At 39.4% G+C, this 17815-nt stretch carries 16 protein-coding genes; 12 read left to right on the forward strand and 4 right to left on the reverse strand.

Going from position 1 to position 17815, the window contains the following annotated elements:
* The first annotated feature begins 363 nt into the window (after positions 1-363).
* The 9 genes from P8O16_RS05825 (at position 364) to P8O16_RS05865 (ending at position 9522) form a co-directional block, all read left to right on the forward strand.
* A complete protein-coding gene (locus P8O16_RS05825) occupies positions 364-990 on the forward strand; it encodes a hypothetical protein (protein ID WP_300311849.1) in 627 nt (208 codons plus the stop codon).
* 73 nt (positions 991-1063) lie between these two features.
* Entirely contained in the window at positions 1064-3490 is a 2427-nt protein-coding gene (locus tag P8O16_RS05830) for a heavy metal translocating P-type ATPase metal-binding domain-containing protein (RefSeq protein WP_300311852.1), read from the forward strand.
* Between the two features lies 1 nt (position 3491).
* Positions 3492-3680: a cbb3-type cytochrome oxidase assembly protein CcoS gene (gene ccoS, locus P8O16_RS05835; protein ID WP_075352265.1), complete on the forward strand. Its 189-nt coding sequence runs from the start codon at positions 3492-3494 to the stop codon at positions 3678-3680.
* The gene (ccoN, locus tag P8O16_RS05840; protein ID WP_300311856.1) at positions 3673-5799 is read left to right on the forward strand and encodes a cytochrome-c oxidase, cbb3-type subunit I; all 2127 of its coding nucleotides are present in this window, start codon (positions 3673-3675) and stop codon (positions 5797-5799) included. Before ccoS ends, ccoN begins: the two co-directional genes overlap by 8 nt.
* Before the next feature lie 11 nt (positions 5800-5810).
* Complete coding sequence (locus tag P8O16_RS05845; protein WP_300311859.1) at positions 5811-5993, forward strand: cbb3-type cytochrome c oxidase subunit 3; 183 nt, start codon at positions 5811-5813, stop codon at positions 5991-5993.
* Entirely contained in the window at positions 5990-6910 is a 921-nt protein-coding gene (locus P8O16_RS05850) for a cbb3-type cytochrome c oxidase N-terminal domain-containing protein (RefSeq protein ID WP_300311862.1), read from the forward strand. Before P8O16_RS05845 ends, P8O16_RS05850 begins: the two co-directional genes overlap by 4 nt.
* 62 nt (positions 6911-6972) lie before the next feature.
* Positions 6973-8385 carry a cytochrome c oxidase accessory protein CcoG gene (gene ccoG, locus P8O16_RS05855; protein ID WP_300311863.1) on the forward strand — a complete coding sequence of 471 codons (1413 nt, stop codon included), beginning with the start codon at positions 6973-6975 and terminating at the stop codon, positions 8383-8385.
* A gap of 6 nt (positions 8386-8391) precedes the next feature.
* Positions 8392-8817 carry a FixH family protein gene (locus tag P8O16_RS05860; RefSeq protein ID WP_300311866.1) on the forward strand — a complete coding sequence of 142 codons (426 nt, stop codon included), beginning with the start codon at positions 8392-8394 and terminating at the stop codon, positions 8815-8817.
* The gene (locus P8O16_RS05865) at positions 8818-9522 is read left to right on the forward strand and encodes a sulfite exporter TauE/SafE family protein (protein ID WP_300311869.1); all 705 of its coding nucleotides are present in this window, start codon (positions 8818-8820) and stop codon (positions 9520-9522) included.
* Here the strand turns inward: P8O16_RS05865 and hemN are convergent.
* Positions 9519-10877, reverse strand: coding sequence for an oxygen-independent coproporphyrinogen III oxidase (gene hemN / locus P8O16_RS05870; protein ID WP_300311872.1), 1359 nt, complete (start codon positions 10875-10877; stop codon positions 9519-9521). The genes P8O16_RS05865 and hemN overlap by 4 nt on opposite strands.
* 168 nt (positions 10878-11045) lie before the next feature.
* Here hemN and P8O16_RS05875 point away from each other — a divergent pair, with 168 nt between their 5' ends.
* Positions 11046-12152 (forward strand): alkane 1-monooxygenase, encoded by a 1107-nt coding sequence (locus P8O16_RS05875; protein ID WP_300311876.1) that lies wholly within the window; start codon positions 11046-11048, stop codon positions 12150-12152.
* Here the strand turns inward: P8O16_RS05875 and P8O16_RS05880 are convergent.
* The 3 genes from P8O16_RS05880 to P8O16_RS05890 are packed head-to-tail and all read right to left on the reverse strand — an operon-like array spanning position 12130 to position 14921.
* Positions 12130-13173, reverse strand: coding sequence for a VWA domain-containing protein (locus tag P8O16_RS05880; protein WP_300311877.1), 1044 nt, complete (start codon positions 13171-13173; stop codon positions 12130-12132). The genes P8O16_RS05875 and P8O16_RS05880 overlap by 23 nt on opposite strands.
* The gene (locus P8O16_RS05885) at positions 13154-14050 is read right to left on the reverse strand and encodes a hypothetical protein (RefSeq protein ID WP_300311880.1); all 897 of its coding nucleotides are present in this window, start codon (positions 14048-14050) and stop codon (positions 13154-13156) included. The genes P8O16_RS05880 and P8O16_RS05885 overlap by 20 nt, the downstream gene beginning before the upstream one ends.
* Positions 14043-14921 (reverse strand): DUF58 domain-containing protein, encoded by an 879-nt coding sequence (locus P8O16_RS05890; protein ID WP_300311884.1) that lies wholly within the window; start codon positions 14919-14921, stop codon positions 14043-14045. The genes P8O16_RS05885 and P8O16_RS05890 overlap by 8 nt, the downstream gene beginning before the upstream one ends.
* Before the next feature lie 106 nt (positions 14922-15027).
* Between P8O16_RS05890 and P8O16_RS05895 the strand changes: the two genes are divergently transcribed.
* Both P8O16_RS05895 and P8O16_RS05900 read left to right on the forward strand, forming a co-directional pair.
* Positions 15028-15384 (forward strand): DUF4296 domain-containing protein, encoded by a 357-nt coding sequence (locus P8O16_RS05895; protein ID WP_300311886.1) that lies wholly within the window; start codon positions 15028-15030, stop codon positions 15382-15384.
* The gene (locus tag P8O16_RS05900; protein ID WP_300311889.1) at positions 15384-17771 is read left to right on the forward strand and encodes a Smr/MutS family protein; all 2388 of its coding nucleotides are present in this window, start codon (positions 15384-15386) and stop codon (positions 17769-17771) included. Before P8O16_RS05895 ends, P8O16_RS05900 begins: the two co-directional genes overlap by 1 nt.
* Positions 17772-17815 lie beyond the last annotated feature (44 nt).

Raw genomic sequence — 17815 nt, forward strand, 5'->3', positions numbered from 1 at the left:
TTGGTTCACTCCAAAGGGCTTTTTGGTTTTACATCCTTTTCAAATACAGCTCCATAACATACAGACAATTCCTAGACGTCTCCTTAATCACAAAAGCCAACTCTATAGCTGGCTTTTGCCTGTTTAAGACTTTTATGTTTTCTTCCATATTCTTCTAAAAAATTAGTCTATTGTATTAAAATGGAACAGGTTCCTTTATTTATAGGCTTTAATTGATCTAGAAGGTTTTTATGTTTCTTATTATTTATCCAATAACCTTTTAAAACTTTGACTCCTAATCTGACTTTTGTCATGTTTTAATCTGGAATTACTCAGGTCTTTAGAATCTTCAAGCCACTATTTTTGATTCAAATCAATTTTAAAATGGAGTTTAAAGTTTCTAAAGAAGCAAAATTTGAGATCCCTGATGAAATCCTTAAGGAGTTTCATAATTCACGCTTCTGTGAGGATTTTCAACCTAACTCGGATCGGTGTACTGGTATTAATGAAAATTCCTCGCCTACACTTTTTTCGGTAAATCTTAATAAAGCTATTGAATGGCTTCATGGGAATGATATTCCAAAGCCTCTCGAGAATGAGGTTTGTAGTATTCCAGTACTACTTTTTGTTCCAAATTTTTCTACAGATCATTTACTTTTTCACTACGATGGGTCTCTACAGTCTGCCAATTTGATTCGAAAGTTTTTAGAAACGTTCGCAGATATCATCAAAAATAGTAAAGCCACTATTATCTCCCCTTCATTTATTCCTAAATCTAAACAAAAGGAAGAGCAGGAATTAATTAATCAAGTTTCTCAAGCTACAGCCGAAACCAGTTTCATCAAATTTAATTTCTTGCGAATTGGGGATTTTTGGTCATATGCTGTTAAGCATGATTGCTCTCTTTTGGTCACCACCAAAAACTATCAAGCTGATCTCGCTAAAGTGCTTTTCCATTTCTATAAAGGAGCTATGTGGAGTGATCGTTTATCCTTTTACCTAGCCCTTTAAATCATTGGTTTAACTGATTTTCATCATGTTTTTAAGACAGTAGCCGACGTAATTTTATCTGAGAATTATATCCATGAATACATCCAAATCTATATCGACTCCTACCAAGTGTTATCACTGTGGGGAAAGTTGTGAAGATAATCACCTTACTGTAGGTGAAAAGGAGTTTTGCTGTCAGGGTTGCCAACTGGTCTATGAGGTGCTCTCTGAGAATAATCTTTGTAATTATTACGATTTAGAAAATCATCCAGGCGAAAGTCAAAAGTTGAAAAATGGACAATCAAATCGTTTTGATTACCTGGAAGATTCTGATACTCAACTGAAATTACTTGATTTTCGAAATGAATCTGAAAGCCACATTACTTTTTATATCCCCTTAATCCATTGTGCTTCTTGTATTTGGTTGTTGGAAAATCTCTACCAAATCCATTCAGGTGTAGTCTCTAGCCGGGTCGATTTCTTAAAGAAAAAAGTGCAAATCAAATTTCAGCAGGAAAAGATTTCACTTAAAGAATTGGTGAATCTTCTTTCTGTCATTGGCTACGAACCAAAGATCAACCTGTCCAATCTGGAAGAGAAAAAGACTAAAATTATTGATAAAGGACTGATTCTTCGACTGGCTGTCGCGGGCTTCTGTTTTGGGAATATGATGCTTTTTAGCATTCCTGAATACTTTTCTGAAGTCCAGTTTCTGGATAAAAATTTCCGGGATCTTTTTAATTATTTGAATTTGGCTCTTGCTCTACCTGTAGTCTTTTATTCGGCCAGTGATTATTACCGATCTGCCTTTAATTCCCTTAAGCAGCGCCGAATTAACATGGATGTGCCAATAGTCTTGGGAATAATCGCACTCTTCTTCTATTCGCTTTGGGAAGTAGTGGGTATGAACCAAGCAGGCTATTTTGATAGCTTGGGAGGACTGCTATTTTTCTTACTTCTAGGTAAACTTTATCAGCAAAAAACTTTTGCTACTCTTGAATTTGATCGGGATTATAAGTCTTATTTCCCGATAGCAGTTACCAAAATGATCAAGAACCAAGAGCAAGTAGTTCCAATTTCCAAACTGGAAGTAGGAGATGTAATCTTGGTTCGTGATGAGGAATTAATTCCTGCTGATTCAATCTTATTGAGTGATCAGGCAAGTATAGATTACAGCTTTGTTACCGGAGAAGAAGTGCCAGTTACAATATCTAAAGGATCAGTCATCTATGCTGGTGGAAGGCAAAAGGGCTCGCCTGTTCTTTTAACTATTCAAAAATCTCCATCTCAAGGTTATTTGACCGATTTATGGAACCATGAGTCCTTCAATACCGATAAAAGCCAATTGCTAGAGCCACTTTCTTCTCGGATTAGCGGGGTGTTTACTTGGTCAGTTTTAGCAATTGCATTTGCTAGTTTCTTATTTTGGTCTTTTTCAGATTTATCAATTGCTGTTAAAGTATTCGCTTCGGTTTTGATAGTGGCTTGCCCTTGTGCCTTAGCGATGTCAACTCCATTTACTCTAGGAAATACCCTTCGAATTTTTGGGAAGAATAAATTTTACTTAAAAAATGCCAGTGTTGTTGAGCGGATGGCATTGGTCAAAACGGTGGTATTTGACAAAACAGGTACTTTGACGGATCCAAATCATGCAAAGGTAACCTACCAAGGAATTCCACTTTCTGAAGAAACTAAGGGTCTGATTAAGGCGATGGTGTCTCATTCCACTCATCCCCTTAGCAATCGAATCAATCATTGGCTAGGCTCAATCACTCCAATTTCTGTCGTGGGTATTCGGGAAATCAAAGGTCAGGGTATTGAATTGTCCTACTTGGGTCAGGAAATTAGATTGGGTAATGCGGCATTTACAGGTTATTCAAACTGCCCAACTTATACTACAGGAAATCTTGTTTTCCTTACCATTCAAGGCGTTGAAATTGGATATTTCCATATTGAATCCGGATTAAGGGAAGGGGTTAAACAACTTACATCCCAGCTTTCAGAGGGTTATAAACTCCATGTGCTTTCTGGAGATCATGCACATGAGCAGGCAACATTGACTAAGCAGCTTGGTGGGAATATTGAGTTCAATTTTAATCAAAGCCCGAAGGATAAGCTTTCCTTTCTCAAAAAATTAAATCTAACTAGCCAGACTTTGATGATTGGTGATGGGTTAAATGATGCCGGAGCACTTCAAGAAAGTACCGTGGGCATTGCAATCTCTGATCAAGTTAGTCATTTCTCGCCTGCTAGTGATGCTATTTTGGACGCATCGTCTTTTCAGAAAATCCCAGCCTTTTTAAGTTTTTCAAAAAGTAGTCGGAATATCATCAAGGCCAGCTTTCTACTTAGCTTTCTGTACAATATTGTTGGGATTTCACTAGCGGTAAATGGTCTCCTTAGTCCAGTAGTCTGTGCGATACTTATGCCATTGAGTAGTATCTCGGTTGTGGTATTTACCACCTTAGCCACCAATATGGTCGCTTACCGAAATGGCCTTTTAACTCAAAAAACAATCTGATATGGAAGTAATATTTCTCTTGATCGGCATCAGCTTACTATTAGCCAGCACCTTTCTGTACTTATTTTTCAAGGCGATGAAGGGAGGACAGTTTGATGATGACTATACTCCTTCAGTTCGAATATTATTTGAAAATCAGACCAAAAAATCTAATAAAAATCAATCAACCAAATCCAATTCCAATGAATAACACTACGCTGGAAAGGTTCTACTATGACAATAAGATTGTCAAGTATTTCGGAGCCGCGACGATTATCTGGGGTATAGTGGGAATGCTGGTCGGTGTAATAGCCGCTACACAGTTATTCCTGCCAGAAGCCAACATGGGTAATCCTTACACTACTTTTGGACGAATTCGTCCACTCCATACCAATGCGGTCATTTTCGCATTTGTGGGGAATGCCATCTTTGCTGGGGTTTATTACTCCATGCCCAGGCTACTCAAAACTCCGATGTGGAGTAAAGCCCTCAGCTGGTTTCATTTCTGGGGTTGGCAATTAATCATTCTTGCAGCGGCGATCACCCTGCCACTTGGTTTGACTACTTCTAAGGAATACGCTGAGTTGGAATGGCCAATTGATATTGCCATTGCTCTTGTATGGATTGCATTTGGAGCAAATATGATAGGCTCTTTGATCAAAAGAAGAGAGCGTCATATGTATGTGGCAATCTGGTTTTACCTTGCGTCATTTGTGACGGTTGCAGTGCTTCACGTGGTAAATTCTTTTGCACTTCCAGTATCATTCTTTAAGAGTTATTCAGCCTATGCAGGTGTGCAAGATGCTTTGGTGCAGTGGTGGTATGGCCACAATGCAGTTGCATTTTTCTTGACTACGCCTTTCTTGGGATTGATGTACTACTTCCTTCCAAAAGCTGCTAACAGACCTGTTTATTCCTATAAACTTTCGATTGTCCACTTTTGGTCCTTGATTTTCTTGTACATGTGGGCAGGACCTCACCACTTGCTTTATACCTCACTTCCAGAATGGGCTCAAGTATTGGGAACCGCATTCTCGGTCATGTTGCTTGCTCCTTCTTGGGGCGGTATGGTCAACGGTTTGCTGACACTACGTGGAGCTTGGGACAAAGTAAGAACTGAGCCTGTGTTGAAGTTTATGGTCGTAGCCATCACGGCTTACGGTATGTCCACATTCGAAGGACCAATGCTTTCTTTGAAAAATGTCAATGCGATAGCACATTATACAGACTGGATAGTTGCACACGTACACATTGGTGGATTAGGCTGGAACGGATTTTTGACTTTCGGTATGCTCTATTGGATGTGGCCTAGACTTTTCAACACGAAAATTTATTCTACCAAACTAGCAAATACACACTTTTGGCTAGGGACTCTGGGTATCATTTTCTACGCCCTACCAATGTATGTTGCTGCTTTGACTCAATTCTTAATGTTAAGAGAATTTGACGAAATGGGCCGATTGGCATATGGTAACTTCCTTCAAACTGTAGTGGAATTAGTACCAATGTATATCCTTAGAGCATTTGGTGGACTACTTTACCTAAGTGGTGCGATCCTGATGATGTATAACATGTGGGCAACAGCAAAGCAAGGAGTCTTCCAGGAAACTGAAGAAGATCAAGCTCCTGCACTTGCAAAGTCATATAGTGGTACTGGTGAATTCTGGCACCGTGCATGGGAGAGAAAGCCTGTCTTCTTTACCCTTTTGGCTACTGTTGCAATCTTAATAGGTGGAGCGATAGAGATTATTCCAACGATTTTGGTGAAATCAAATATTCCAACAATCAGTTCGGTGAAGCCTTATACTCCTTTAGAATTAGAAGGTAGAGATTTATACATCGCTAATGGATGCGTAGGCTGCCACTCTCAGATGGTTCGTCCATTCCGGTTTGAGACGGAGCGCTATGGGGAATACTCTAAAGCAGGTGAATTTGTCTATGATCGTCCATTCCTTTGGGGGTCGAAGCGTACTGGTCCAGATCTCCATCGTGTAGGTAAAAAGTATCCGGACAGCTGGCACTATTTCCACATGGCTGATCCTAGAAGTATGTCTCCAGGTTCTCTGATGCCTCCGTATCCTTGGATGGTGACTAATGAGATGGATTACTCTGACCTACCTGCGAAAATCAGAACCATGCAAGCACTTGGTGTTCCTTATCCAGAAGGTTTTGATGAAGTAGCGCTTGCTGATCTTACCAAGCAAGCTGACGGAATCGTCGCTAATCTTAAAGAGGCAGGCGTAGAAGTTATGCCAAATACCGAAATCGTCGCATTGATTGCTTATTTGCAACGATTGGGAACTGATATCAAAGCTACCGCCTCAAACTAAATACTGAAATCATGTATAAAGAAGTATTAAGATCAATCGAAAACATAGAGATATTTCCAATTATCTCCCTGATCATATTTGTTTTATTCTTTATAGGAATAACGGTTTGGGCCTTTCGCGTTCCAAAGGAATACATCGATCATATGAAATCCTTACCAATGGGGGAGGATGAATTAAACGAAAATCAGCCATGAAAAAATACCTAACCTTATTAACAGTGCTCTTTTTGGGATATTCACCATCTCTCTTGGCACAAACCGAATCTTCTTTGCAGTCAATGGATCAGAGCCAATTAAGCCTTTTGATTATTCTTGGAGTAATTCTTGGCGTGATTGTCCTTTTATTGATTTTGATGATTTACCTGATGTCTTTTATGGCTACGGTTTTGAAAAAGGAAAATCCTAGCCTTGCCGATGAACCATCTTGGTGGGAAACTTTCAAAGAGCGTTTTGTCACAGGGAAAGTGGATGAGGCTTTTGGTTCTGAGGAAAAGGCCAAAATGATGGCAGATCATTCCTACGATGGGATCACTGAGTTGGATAATTTTATGCCTCCATGGCTTCAATATGTATTTCTGGGAACAGTTGTATTCGGGGTCGGCTACTTTGTGTATTATACTGTTTTGGGCACTGGTTTGACTGGAGTAGAAGAATACCAAGAAGAACTTCGAGTAGAAGCGATAGCTGCTGAAATCAGACAAGCTAGTAATCTGGCAAGTATTGATGAGAGCTCTGTAGTTTTTGATGAATCAGCAGGTGCACTTGCTGCTGGAAAAACGATTTTTGAAGCAAACTGTGCCGCTTGTCATGCTGCGGATGGAGGGGGAGGAGTTGGTCCTAACTTGACGGATGCTTATTGGATTCATGGTGGCGGAATCGCAGATATCTTCAAAATTGTGAAGTATGGTGTCATCGAAAAGGGCATGGTGCCTTGGGAAGATCAATTGAGTCCTGTGGAGATCCAAAATGTCTCTAGTTATATTCTTACACTGGGAGGAACAAGCCCAGCTAATCCAAAGGATCCGCAAGGTGAAATTTATGAAGGGGCTCCGGCTGTGGATGATCCAGAACCAACTGTTCTTGACAGTACAGTTGTAGCATCAATACAATAGTAAAAAAATACCACTGGAGGGTCAGACCTCCAGTGGAAAAACTTGGCTTTATAGCCGATATCATGGCAAAAAAGAACCCTCATTTAAATCCAGAGACCTTTAGAGACTCACTCGCTACTGTCCAAGAAGACGGAAAGCGTAACTGGGTCTATCCTAAAAAAGTATCCGGAATATTCTACAAGTATAGATCCTATCTTTCTTGGGTACTACTGGCCATACTTTTTGCCGGTCCTTTCATTCAAATGAATGGAAGACCTTACATGTTGTTTAATATTTTTGAGCGGAGGTTTATTATTTTCGGAGCAGCTTTTTGGCCTCAGGATACTTATCTGTTGATTTTCCTGTTGCTGATTTTCTTTGTTTTCATTATTCTTTTTACAGTAGTTTTTGGACGGATTTTCTGCGGATGGTTTTGCCCACAGACACTTTTCATGGAGATGGTATTCCGCAAAATCGAATACCTCATTGAAGGAGATGCAAATCAACAACGTCAATTAAACGAAGGGCCTTGGACAGGGGAGAAATTTGTAAAGAAAGGAATTAAGCTTACGATTTTCGCCGTAATCTCGCTCTTGATAGGTCATTTGGTAATGGCTTATTTGGTTGGAGTGGATCAAGTAAAGACGATTGTGTCACAACCCCCTTCGGCTAATATGGCTGGATTTATAGGCCTGATCGCATTCTCGGGTATTTTCATGTTTGTCTTTTCTTGGTTCCGTGAGCAGGCTTGTTTGGTTGTTTGCCCTTATGGAAGGCTACAGGGAGTTTTACTTGATAATAACTCGATCAATGTCATGTATGATTACGTGCGAGGGGAACCAAGATCTCCAATTCGTAAAAATCAGGCTATTTTAGAACCAAAAGGAGATTGCATTGAATGTAGTCTCTGTGTCCAGGTTTGCCCTACGGGAATTGATATTCGGAACGGAATCCAAATGGAATGTGTGAATTGTACGGCTTGTATAGATGCCTGTGATGAAGTGATGGTAAAAGTTGATCGGCCAAAAGGATTGATCCGATATGCTTCCGAAAACAGTATTAAGCAAGGTTTTCAGAAATTGATTACCGGTAGAGTCAAAGGGTATATAGTCGTACTTTGTATTTTGATTGCAGCATTCGTGACCTTGATTGCTACACGTGATGATATTAAAGCTACTATTACTCGATTCCCTGGAATGACTTATCAGGAAAGAGAGGATGGAAAAGTGACTAATCTTTATCAAATCACCTTGATCAATAAGACTTTTGAAAGTCAGAAAGTAGAATTGAAATCATTGGTAGATGGAATAGAAGTGGAATTGCTAGGAAATCAGGAACTGATTCTGGATGCGCAATCCAAATTCGAAGGCAGATTTTTCTTAGTTAGGAATCAAGACGAAGTCAAAGTGAATCAGGAAAAAGTAAAGCTCTCGGTAATTTACCAGGGTGAGGAACTAGATAAAATAGAGACAAATTTTACAGCACCAATAAACTAGATGATTATGGATTGGGGAAAAGGGATTTTATTGAGCATCATTGGTTTTGTAGTCTTGATCATGACTATGGTTGTCATATCTGTACGCATGGATGGGATCGAACTGGTTACTGAAAACTATTACGAGGCTGAGATCAATTACCAAGATCGAATTGATGAGGAGTCTTCCGCACTAAGATTAGACCGGACGGTAATTACTTATAATTCTTTAGATAAGAATTTGCTTCTCGACCTTCCAAATGGAACAAATGGAAAGATTCAACTTTTTAGACCTTCTGACTCTAATTTAGATCGTGAGTTTTTGGTCAATGTGATCGACTCAAATCGTACGTCGGTTTCCTTACTTGAACTGCAACCTGGCTATTGGAAAGTTCAATTGAGTTGGACTGAGGGAGGAAAGAACTTTTACGAAGAGAAGAAAATAACAATTTAAATGCTTTGGACTGCTTTTCTTTTAGGGTTCTTGGGTTCATTCCACTGTGTGGGAATGTGTGGGCCGATTGCTTTGGCAGTAGCTGGAGGAAAGGGGAAGTCCTATGCATCAAATAAAATTCTTTACAATCTAGGTAGAAGCGTCACCTATGCAACTCTTGGATTAATTGTGGGGAGTTTGGGCTTCTCGATGTCCCTAGCAGGTATTCAGCAAAGCTTTTCTATTCTGATGGGTTTGATGATTCTGATCCTTGCAATAAGCTATAAAAGCAACTCCACCTATTCTAATATTCCAGGTTTATCCAAGTTGGTGATTAGTCTAAAAAGTCATCTTGGTAAGTTCCTGAAAGCAGGAGGAAAGGCTGGGTATTTTGCTACTGGCTTGGCCAACGGGCTTTTGCCATGCGGAATGGTGTACATGGCTTTAGTAGCAGCAATGGCACTTCAGGATCCTTTGTTAGGGGCCACTTACATGTTCTTTTTTGGAATCGGAACCATCCCGCTTTTGGCAGCATTGATGTGGTCAGGGAATTTGATTCCAGTATCCTATCGCCAAAGCTTCCAGCGAACGATTCCTTATCTAGGGGTGCTGATTGGAGTTCTATTTATTTTTAGAGGGTTAGGGCTTGGACTTCATGGGTTCAGTCCGGATTTGCAAGTATTCAACTACGGTGCTGAGCAAATCGAAATCACCATGTGCCGTTAAATTGCTTTACTAAATCGAACTGCATCTTTTTTATTTTCAGCAAGTCGCAAATCGAGTTGCATACAAATATTTCGGACTAGCGCAATTCCTTTATCAGTTACCTTGATCCTGTTTCCAGACATTTTTAGCAAACCATCACCTTCCATTTCTTTCAAATTCCAAAGATTTTGTTCGGGGAGTTTTTCCCAAAGGGATGTTGGAAATACGGTTTCATGCCGACAGATTAAGTCAAGAATACATTCCTTTACTGTTTGATCTTCGGTAGTCAAAACATGTCCCTTGGAAATTGCCCATTGATCGTTCTTCAATGATTCCTGGTAAAGACTGATGTTTTTTTCGTTTTGTGCGTAGCCTATATGAATATCACTGATGCTGCTAGCCCCTAATCCAATCAACATTTTAGCGGGAAGCGTGGTGTATCCCATGAAATTCCGATGAACCTTTCCTGCTAATTTGGCTTGATTTAGTGGGTCATTTGGTTTTGCAAAATGATCCATTCCGATATCTACATATCCTAAGTTTTGCAAAACCATTTTTCCAAATTCATACAAAGCCCTTTTCTGATCCTGATTAGGAAGATAACTTTCAAAACTTTTCTGTGCGGGAAAAGCTGATGGTAAATGAGCGTAGCTATAAAATGCAATCCGATCGGGTGCCAATTTAGCCACCTCATCAAAAGTAGCTTTCATAGTATCTAATGTCTGATGTGGCAAGCCATAGATTAGATCGAAGTTAACTGAGCTGTAGCCATGTTTTCGGGCATTTTCGGTAGCCTCTCGTACCTTTTCCACTGGCTGAATTCGATGGATAGCCTGTTGCACTTGTGGATCAAAATCCTGAATCCCATAGCTTACTCTGTCAAATCCCAAACTGGCCAATGCTTCCAAATGAGTTTCAGTGGTATTATTGGGATGACCTTCAAAGCTGAATTCAGCATCTGGAACTACTTCTGAGCTAGAAATAATAGTGCTGAGAAGTGAATGCAAAGCTTTTGGCGAGAAAAAAGTAGGAGTGCCTCCTCCAAGGTGAATTCCGGTTAGTTTTGGCCTTTTGCCGAAAAGATGCAAGTATTTATTCCATTCCAAAAGAATAGCTTCGATATAGCTTTCTTCTACCGAATGATTTTTGGTGATCCGCTTCGTGCAGCCACAGTAGGTGCAGAGACTTTCGCAAAAAGGTAGATGAATGTATAGCGATATTCCTTCTTCATCCCCAAAATCTTTAAATGCCAGTTTAACCAAATCCTCCCAATTCTTTGTGTTTAGTGAATTTTCCCAAAGAGGAACAGTGGGATAAGAGGTATATCTTGGGGCTGGAATATTATATTTCTCGATCAGGAGTGGGGAAATCGACATAGGTTTATCTTTTCCCAAAATTCTAGATTTCTAAGGGTTCCTATATTGATACAAACCAGTCGAAAACCTGAGTTATATCAGTTTTGGTTTCTTGGAAATTTGGAATGTGATTTAGTTTTTAGATTTAAAATTCTAACTTAACTTGAGTTGCCCTTAATCAAAATAACCATGTCTGGACTAAAAAAAATTGGATTCTTTAGTGCGCTGATCTTACCAGTTTTGTTAATCCTTGGCGTTTATTTAGGTGGTGCTAATTTGTTTTTGATCCATTGCTTCGTCTTTATTTTAGTACCAATTATGGATTTTTTGATCAGTACCGATAGAGAAAATGTACCGAAGGAGGCAGTCAGTAGAGTCACTCAAGAGAAATTCTATAAGTTAGTTACCTTCTTTTGGGTATATGTACAATTTGGAGTATTGATTTGGGGGTTTTATATCGTCAGCGTTAGTCATTTTTCTTGGTGGGAATTTCTGGCTTTTGCCAGCGGGATGGCGTTGATTACTGGAGGAATTGGAATCACTGTAGCTCATGAATTGGGACATAAAAGCGATCGACTGGAACAGTTATATTCTAAAATGCTTCTGATGACTGTGTCTTATATGCATTTTTTTATTGAGCATAATCGAGGTCATCATGTTCGAGTAGCCACTCCGGATGATCCTGCCACCAGTAGATTTGGAGAGAGTTTTTATTCTTTTTGGTACCGTTCAGTATTCGATGGGTATCAAAGCGCCTGGGAATTGGAGCGGGAAAGACTTTCTAAAAAAGGAATTCTGTTCTATTCTATTCAAAATCAGATGATCCAATTTGCGATCTTGCCTTTAGTATTTGTTTCCTTGGCCTTTGGGATTTCCTCTGTGTTGTTGGATCGAATAGTGTGGGAAGTTCCTTTGTTCTTTTTCGTCCAAAGTATTTTAGGGTTTTCGCTACTAGAGCTGGTAAACTACCTCGAGCATTATGGCATGAAACGAAAAAAAATGGAGTCAGGGGTTTATGAGCGTGTAACTCCAATTCACTCTTGGAATGCAAGCCATGTAGTGAGTAATTTTTTATTATTCCAACTTCAGCGGCACTCGGATCACCACGCTAATGCGCACAAACGATATCAGGTTTTGAACCACTATGACGAAAGTCCGCAGCTTCCCGCGGGATATTCTGCTATGATAATTGTTGCACTTTTTCCCCCTCTTTGGTTTGCTATTATGGATCCAAGATTAAATGAATGGAAGGAAAAAACCTTTGAGAAATCTTCTAGTCCAGCAGGAAGTTATTAAGGAAGCTACTTTTCAGGAGAAGCCATACAAAGAATAGAAGCATCCCCCAAAACATGTAAACTCGGTAATAGTCGGAAGTCTCTTTGTATCGATTTTCCTGGATTTCCGTTTTTTCCAAACTATCGATCCGTTCAAAAATACTAGCCAATGTTCCACCATCCCCTGCCCGGAAAAATTCTCCATTTCCGATTTTGGCAATTTCCCGAAGGGTAGTTTCATCGAGATAACTTTCTACCATCTGTGGTCTGCCGAAAAAGTCAGTACCATAAGGAACCATACCGTCTTTTCCTACCGCAATCGTGTAAATTTTGATATCTAAAGCGGAAGCTAGTTGTGCAGCAAAAAGTGGATCCACATTTCCGGCATTGCTTTCGCCATCACTGAGTAGGATCATTACTTTAGAAGCTGATTCTGAGTCCTTCATCCGATTTGTTCCTGCCGCCAAGGCTGAGCCTATAGCTGTGCCTTTGGCTTCCATCATACTGAAATTGATTTCGGAAATTAGATCTGTTAGGAGCTTATAATCGTTGGTAAGTGGTGCCAGAGAATAAGCTTCGCCGGCAAAAACAACCATTCCGATACGATCTCCAAACCTCCCATTAATAAAATCAACAGCAGTAGCCTTGGAAGCTTCCAGTCTATTAGGTGTGAAATCCTGCAAATCCATCGATTCTGATATATCCATCACCAGCATGATATCGATTCCTTCTGTAAACTGTTCTACCCGCTCATTACTTCGCTGGGGTCTTGCCAATGCAATAACCATCATGACCAGAAAGAAGAAAAAGAACAAAGTGGGAATTAATCTCAGGTAAGTCCAAGGGTTGTTTTTGGCAGCATTCTTAGGAAGTGAAAGTTCAAGAACAGGGTTCTTAAGAAACTTTACAAACTTCCTAATCAGCATAAATGCAGGAATAATCCATATGAGATTCAAGAAAAGCGGATTTTCCCATTCGTAAGATTGGAGGGTCTCAGGCAAAAACCAAGACCAGCTAAAGAACTCAGACAGTTGCTCTCTCATGCTTGTTTTTGCTAATTTTTCTCTCAAATTTTTCTTTAGCTACCTGAAGCAAGTAGTTTGTGGCTTCTTCACTTTGAGCTGAGACCCCAGCGTATATGATCATATCGATCGCTCGAAGAGACTTGAAGATTTCGGGATCTTCTAATTGCAAACCTATTTCGCTAGAGGTCCATTCTTTCACCGGTAAATTGGTAATACTTTCTATATAACCTTTCCACAATCCAATCACCTCATCGGCTAATTCTATCGTAGGATTTTGATTCAGCTCAGAAGTTTGAATTTTCCATTTCTTTTCAAATTTTTTCCAGCGCCTTTTTTCCGATAGATCTCCAAAATATGCTTTCAATCGCTTGTTGAAAAGGAAATAGAATACTACCAAAAGCAATAGTATGCCTCCGATCAAAATTCCGGTAATGATCCAGTTGAGTTCTTTTTCTAATGGTTGATAAACGTTGTTTTCTTGAAAAACCAACTTTTCCGGAATGCTGTCTAGAGTAAGTTTTAGCTTTAGTTCTGCCTCAAGAGGATAATGCGTAATACTGTCATATCTAGAAAACTCATATACGGGAAGCGTCACAAAAACACTTGGGTCCAATGAGAAATTGGAAAGATAATAAATTGCACTATCCTGAGTGACGCCTTCTTTAGTATGGGAAAGAAATGTCTGCTTTTCCAACAGGACAAGAGGTGAAAAATCAAAGCTGGAATCCGGGAAAATGAGCTGGGATGATTCTGGATAGGTTGCTTTCAATACATACCCCACACGCTCACCTAGCTTTGCAGAGTCTTGCATGAAATATCCGTCCACCGTTACCTGCTGAGCTGGCGCAATAAATGGAAATATAGAAAATAGAAGGAATAAGAGCCTCTTAGCCACGTTTCATACTTTTATTTCTATACTTAAATAACTCAATAAGGGGAGCCACGATATCTTGAGTGGTGTCGATGGTAAGGTAATTGATTTGATTCTTTTTGCAAATATCTTTAAGATTTGCTCTTTCAGTAGTAAATGTATCAGCTATTTTCTTCGAAAAGCTTCCAAATGCAGTATTCACCCATGTTGTTTTACCTCGTTCTTTATCATAAACTGGAATAATCCCCAAAGAAGGTAATACAGATTCTCTGGGGTCAGTAAGTTGGATTGCTACTAAATCGTGTCTTTCAGCAAGTGCTCTGAAAGGACGCTCATATCCTGAATCAATAAAATCAGAAATCACGACTACAACTGCACGTTTTTTAATCAAATTAAGTGCAAAAGTAAAAAGCCCATTCAGATCGGTCTTTAAAGATCTATTTTCATGCTCAAAGATACCTTTGATCATCTTTACTCCCTGTTTTCCGCCTTTTGCTGGCAGAATCAATTTTTCTTTTTCGTCGGAATAGCTGATTAATCCTACTTGGCTTCCCTCAAAAACTGCCGCTAGCGTCAAGACCCCAGCGATTATTTTTCCTTGATCGATTTTCCGGTTTCCTTCTTGACCGATATCCTGGCTAGCACTGATATCCAATAAAAAGAAGACGGATTGCTCTTTATCTTCTCGAAATGTTTTCACAAATGTACCATGACCCTTTGCAGAAACTTTCCATTCGATAGTTCGTACATCATCTCCGTACTGATAGGGGCGCAAGTCGTCAAACTCCAAACCAGAACCTTTGAAAAGAGACTGATATTCTCCCTGAAGGTGGTTATTGGCCACTTTCCGGATCATAATTTCGTATTTTCTAAGCTTACTGAATAGATTGGTCATTCCAAGAATTTTGAATGGACTAAGTTATGGTACTAAGCTGAATTATAAAATCCGAGTTACACAAAGGGCGAGGAGAATTTCCGTTAAAAAAACCTAATTTTGAGTTGTGAATAGATTCTTGTTATTAAGTTTTTTCTTCCTCTGTCTTCTGGGTTGTGATCCAGAAAAGCTTCCAGAGGGTATTTTGCCAGAGGAAAAAATGGTAGAGGTCCTTATCGACATCCAATTGACTGAAGGTATCGCAGGCGCTATGCCCATTTCCTATGATTCCTCCCAAGTGCTATATCGTTTACTTGAAAGAGAAGTTTTTTTGAAACATGAAGTCCAAGATTCTGTTTTCACACAAAGTATGGTTTACTACCTTCAATATCCTTACAAAATGGATGCAATCTATGCTAGGGTAGTAGATTCATTAAGTTTGAAGCAAGCCTCTGAAAATGTGGTTGATGAACCCGGAAACTAATGTTATATCCTTCGAATCTCGAGCAAAAAATAAATTTTTTTAAAATTAAAGAAATCCTGAAATCCGAATGCACTTCGCCATTGGGAATGGATTATGTTGATAAAGTTTCCTTCTCTTCTGATTACAATTTGGTCACCAGATTATTAGATCAAACAGAGGAATTTCGTCAGATTTTGGTCTCTGGAGAGGCTTTTCCTTCTTCTAATTTCGCGAATCTGTATCCTTATCTGGAAAAAGCAAAACTCGAAAATTCCTTTTTAGATGCAGCAGATTTTCATGAAATGAAGCTTTCGTTGCAGACTTTGAGGTCCTGTATTTCTTTTTTTCAAAAAAATGAAGCCTTATATCCTGTTTTAGCTCAGCTTCTCGGGCTTTTGATAGAATTGGACTTGGGATTATTAAAAGCAATTGATGCTATCATAGATGAGAAAGGCCATGTAAAAAGTAATGCGAGTCGCGAACTACAATTGATTCGTGGACAGATTCTTTATGAGGAAGGTCGTTTGCGTAAAGTAATGGACCGGATTTTTAAGGAAGCGCGTGCGAAAGGTCTGACTGCTGAAGATGCCCAAATAACAGTGAGATCAGGAAGATTGGTGATCCCTGTGGCGGCTGAAAACAAGCGAAAATTGCGAGGATTTATTCATGATGAATCAGCAACAGGGCAGACAGTATTTATGGAGCCAGAGGAAGCGTTGGATATTAACAATGAAATTCGGGATTTGGAATACATGGAGCGAAGAGAAATTGTTAAAATTCTCACGCAACTCACCGATCGAGTACGACCTGCAATTCCTGCCTTAAGAAAAGCTACCAATTTTTTAGGATTGATGGATTTTATTCGAGCAAAAGCAAAATTTGCTCAAAAAACCGATAGCTGTAAACCTGAAATAGTAAAAGAACGCCAACTAATTTGGAAGCAGGCCAGACATCCACTTTTAGAAATGGCTTTGAAATCACAGGGAAAGAAAATCGTCCCTTTGAATGTAAATCTGAGCGGCCATGAGCGACTTTTGGTTATTTCCGGACCTAATGCAGGAGGTAAGTCGGTTACCTTGAAAACAGTAGCTCTACTTCAGTACATGCTCCAATGTGGATTATTGATTCCGGTCGAACCAAATTCTAAAAGTTCTCTTTTTGATAATTTTTTCATTGACATTGGCGATGAACAAAATCTTGAAAATGATCTAAGTACATATAGCTCTCATTTGATGAGCATGAAACACTTTTCGCAGTTTGCGAATCGAAAAACAATCTTGTTTATAGATGAATTTGGAACAGGAACCGAACCACAATTCGGTGGTGCAATAGCTGAATCAATTCTCTTAGCGCTCAATAAATTAGGCGCTTATGGAGTGCTTACCACCCACTATGGAAATCTAAAGCAAGTTGCTAGCAAAAATCAGGGTCTTGTAAATGGAGCCATGCGATATGATGTCGATAAATTGGAACCGCTTTATCAACTGGAAATTGGAAAACCTGGATCTTCCTTTGCTTTGGAGATAGCTTCCAAAATCGGAATTTCGAAAGAGATACTGAATTATGCCAAGAGTCAAATAGGTGAAGAAAGGGTTAGGTATGATCGATTATTGACGCAGTTGGAAAACGAGAAAAATCAATATTCAGGTTTGCTTTCTGAAGTTAAAGCAAAAGATAAATTGCTTAAAACGAGACTTCAAGAGTATAATGAGCTCAAAGAGACCCTCGAACTAACTAAGAAAAAATACCTGCAGGAGGCCAAGGAAGAAGCTAAAACTTTACTTGACCAAACTAATAAAAAAATCGAAGCAACAATTCGTCAGATAAAAGAGGGGAAAGCAGAGAAAGAATCAACCAAGCAAATTCGCCAGGAGTTGGAAGAATTTAAGGAAAAGGTAAAACCGGAAAAAATTAAGATTAAAACTCCTGCGGTGGTTGTTTTGGAAGGGGAAATTAAGGTTGGCGATTGGGTTCGATTAAAGGATAATGGTGCTATTGCAGAGGTACTTCAATTGAAAGCCAAAGAGGCTGAAATCTCGATTGGAGAGCTTAAATCCAATGTAAAACTTTCTAGATTGGAGCGGATTTCCCAAGGCGAAGTCAAAAAAGAAAAGAAATCAATTGCTAATCGGGGTAATTTCAATACCAATGAAAAGATGATGGACTTCTCTATGAATTTAGACCTTCGAGGCAAAAGGGGAGAGGAGATATTAGCCTTGATTCAGACTTTTATAGATGAAGGTTATATGCTTGGTATCAAAGATCTTCGAATCGTCCATGGCAAAGGAAACGGAATTCTTCGTGATCTTACCCGAAATTTTCTGAAGGATATGAGCCAAGTCAGACATATGGAAGATGAGCATGCTGATCGGGGTGGAGCAGGAGTAACGCTGGTGACGTTGAAATAAAAAAGGGAGCTTAAAGCTCCCTTTTTTATTCTTTATAACCAGAA

Source organism: Algoriphagus sp. (genome assembly GCF_029254265.1).
Taxonomy (GTDB): Bacteria; Bacteroidota; Bacteroidia; order Cytophagales; family Cyclobacteriaceae; genus Algoriphagus.

Excerpts from the sequence above, each read along its gene's own strand:
- P8O16_RS05825 (WP_300311849.1), top strand. The coding sequence starts at position 364 with ATGGAGTTTAAAGTTTCTAAAGAAGCAAAATTTGAGATCCCTGATGAA.
- P8O16_RS05830 (WP_300311852.1), top strand. The coding sequence starts at position 1,064 with ATGAATACATCCAAATCTATATCGACTCCTACCAAGTGTTATCACTGT.
- ccoS (WP_075352265.1), top strand. The coding sequence starts at position 3,492 with ATGGAAGTAATATTTCTCTTGATCGGCATCAGCTTACTATTAGCCAGC.
- ccoN (WP_300311856.1), top strand. The coding sequence starts at position 3,673 with ATGAATAACACTACGCTGGAAAGGTTCTACTATGACAATAAGATTGTC.
- P8O16_RS05845 (WP_300311859.1), top strand. The coding sequence starts at position 5,811 with ATGTATAAAGAAGTATTAAGATCAATCGAAAACATAGAGATATTTCCA.
- P8O16_RS05850 (WP_300311862.1), top strand. The coding sequence starts at position 5,990 with ATGAAAAAATACCTAACCTTATTAACAGTGCTCTTTTTGGGATATTCA.
- ccoG (WP_300311863.1), top strand. The coding sequence starts at position 6,973 with ATGGCAAAAAAGAACCCTCATTTAAATCCAGAGACCTTTAGAGACTCA.
- P8O16_RS05860 (WP_300311866.1), top strand. The coding sequence starts at position 8,392 with ATGGATTGGGGAAAAGGGATTTTATTGAGCATCATTGGTTTTGTAGTC.
- P8O16_RS05865 (WP_300311869.1), top strand. The coding sequence starts at position 8,818 with ATGCTTTGGACTGCTTTTCTTTTAGGGTTCTTGGGTTCATTCCACTGT.
- hemN (WP_300311872.1), bottom strand. The coding sequence starts at position 10,877 with ATGTCGATTTCCCCACTCCTGATCGAGAAATATAATATTCCAGCCCCA.
- P8O16_RS05875 (WP_300311876.1), top strand. The coding sequence starts at position 11,046 with ATGTCTGGACTAAAAAAAATTGGATTCTTTAGTGCGCTGATCTTACCA.
- P8O16_RS05880 (WP_300311877.1), bottom strand. The coding sequence starts at position 13,173 with ATGAGAGAGCAACTGTCTGAGTTCTTTAGCTGGTCTTGGTTTTTGCCT.
- P8O16_RS05890 (WP_300311884.1), bottom strand. The coding sequence starts at position 14,921 with ATGACCAATCTATTCAGTAAGCTTAGAAAATACGAAATTATGATCCGG.
- P8O16_RS05900 (WP_300311889.1), top strand. The coding sequence starts at position 15,384 with ATGTTATATCCTTCGAATCTCGAGCAAAAAATAAATTTTTTTAAAATT.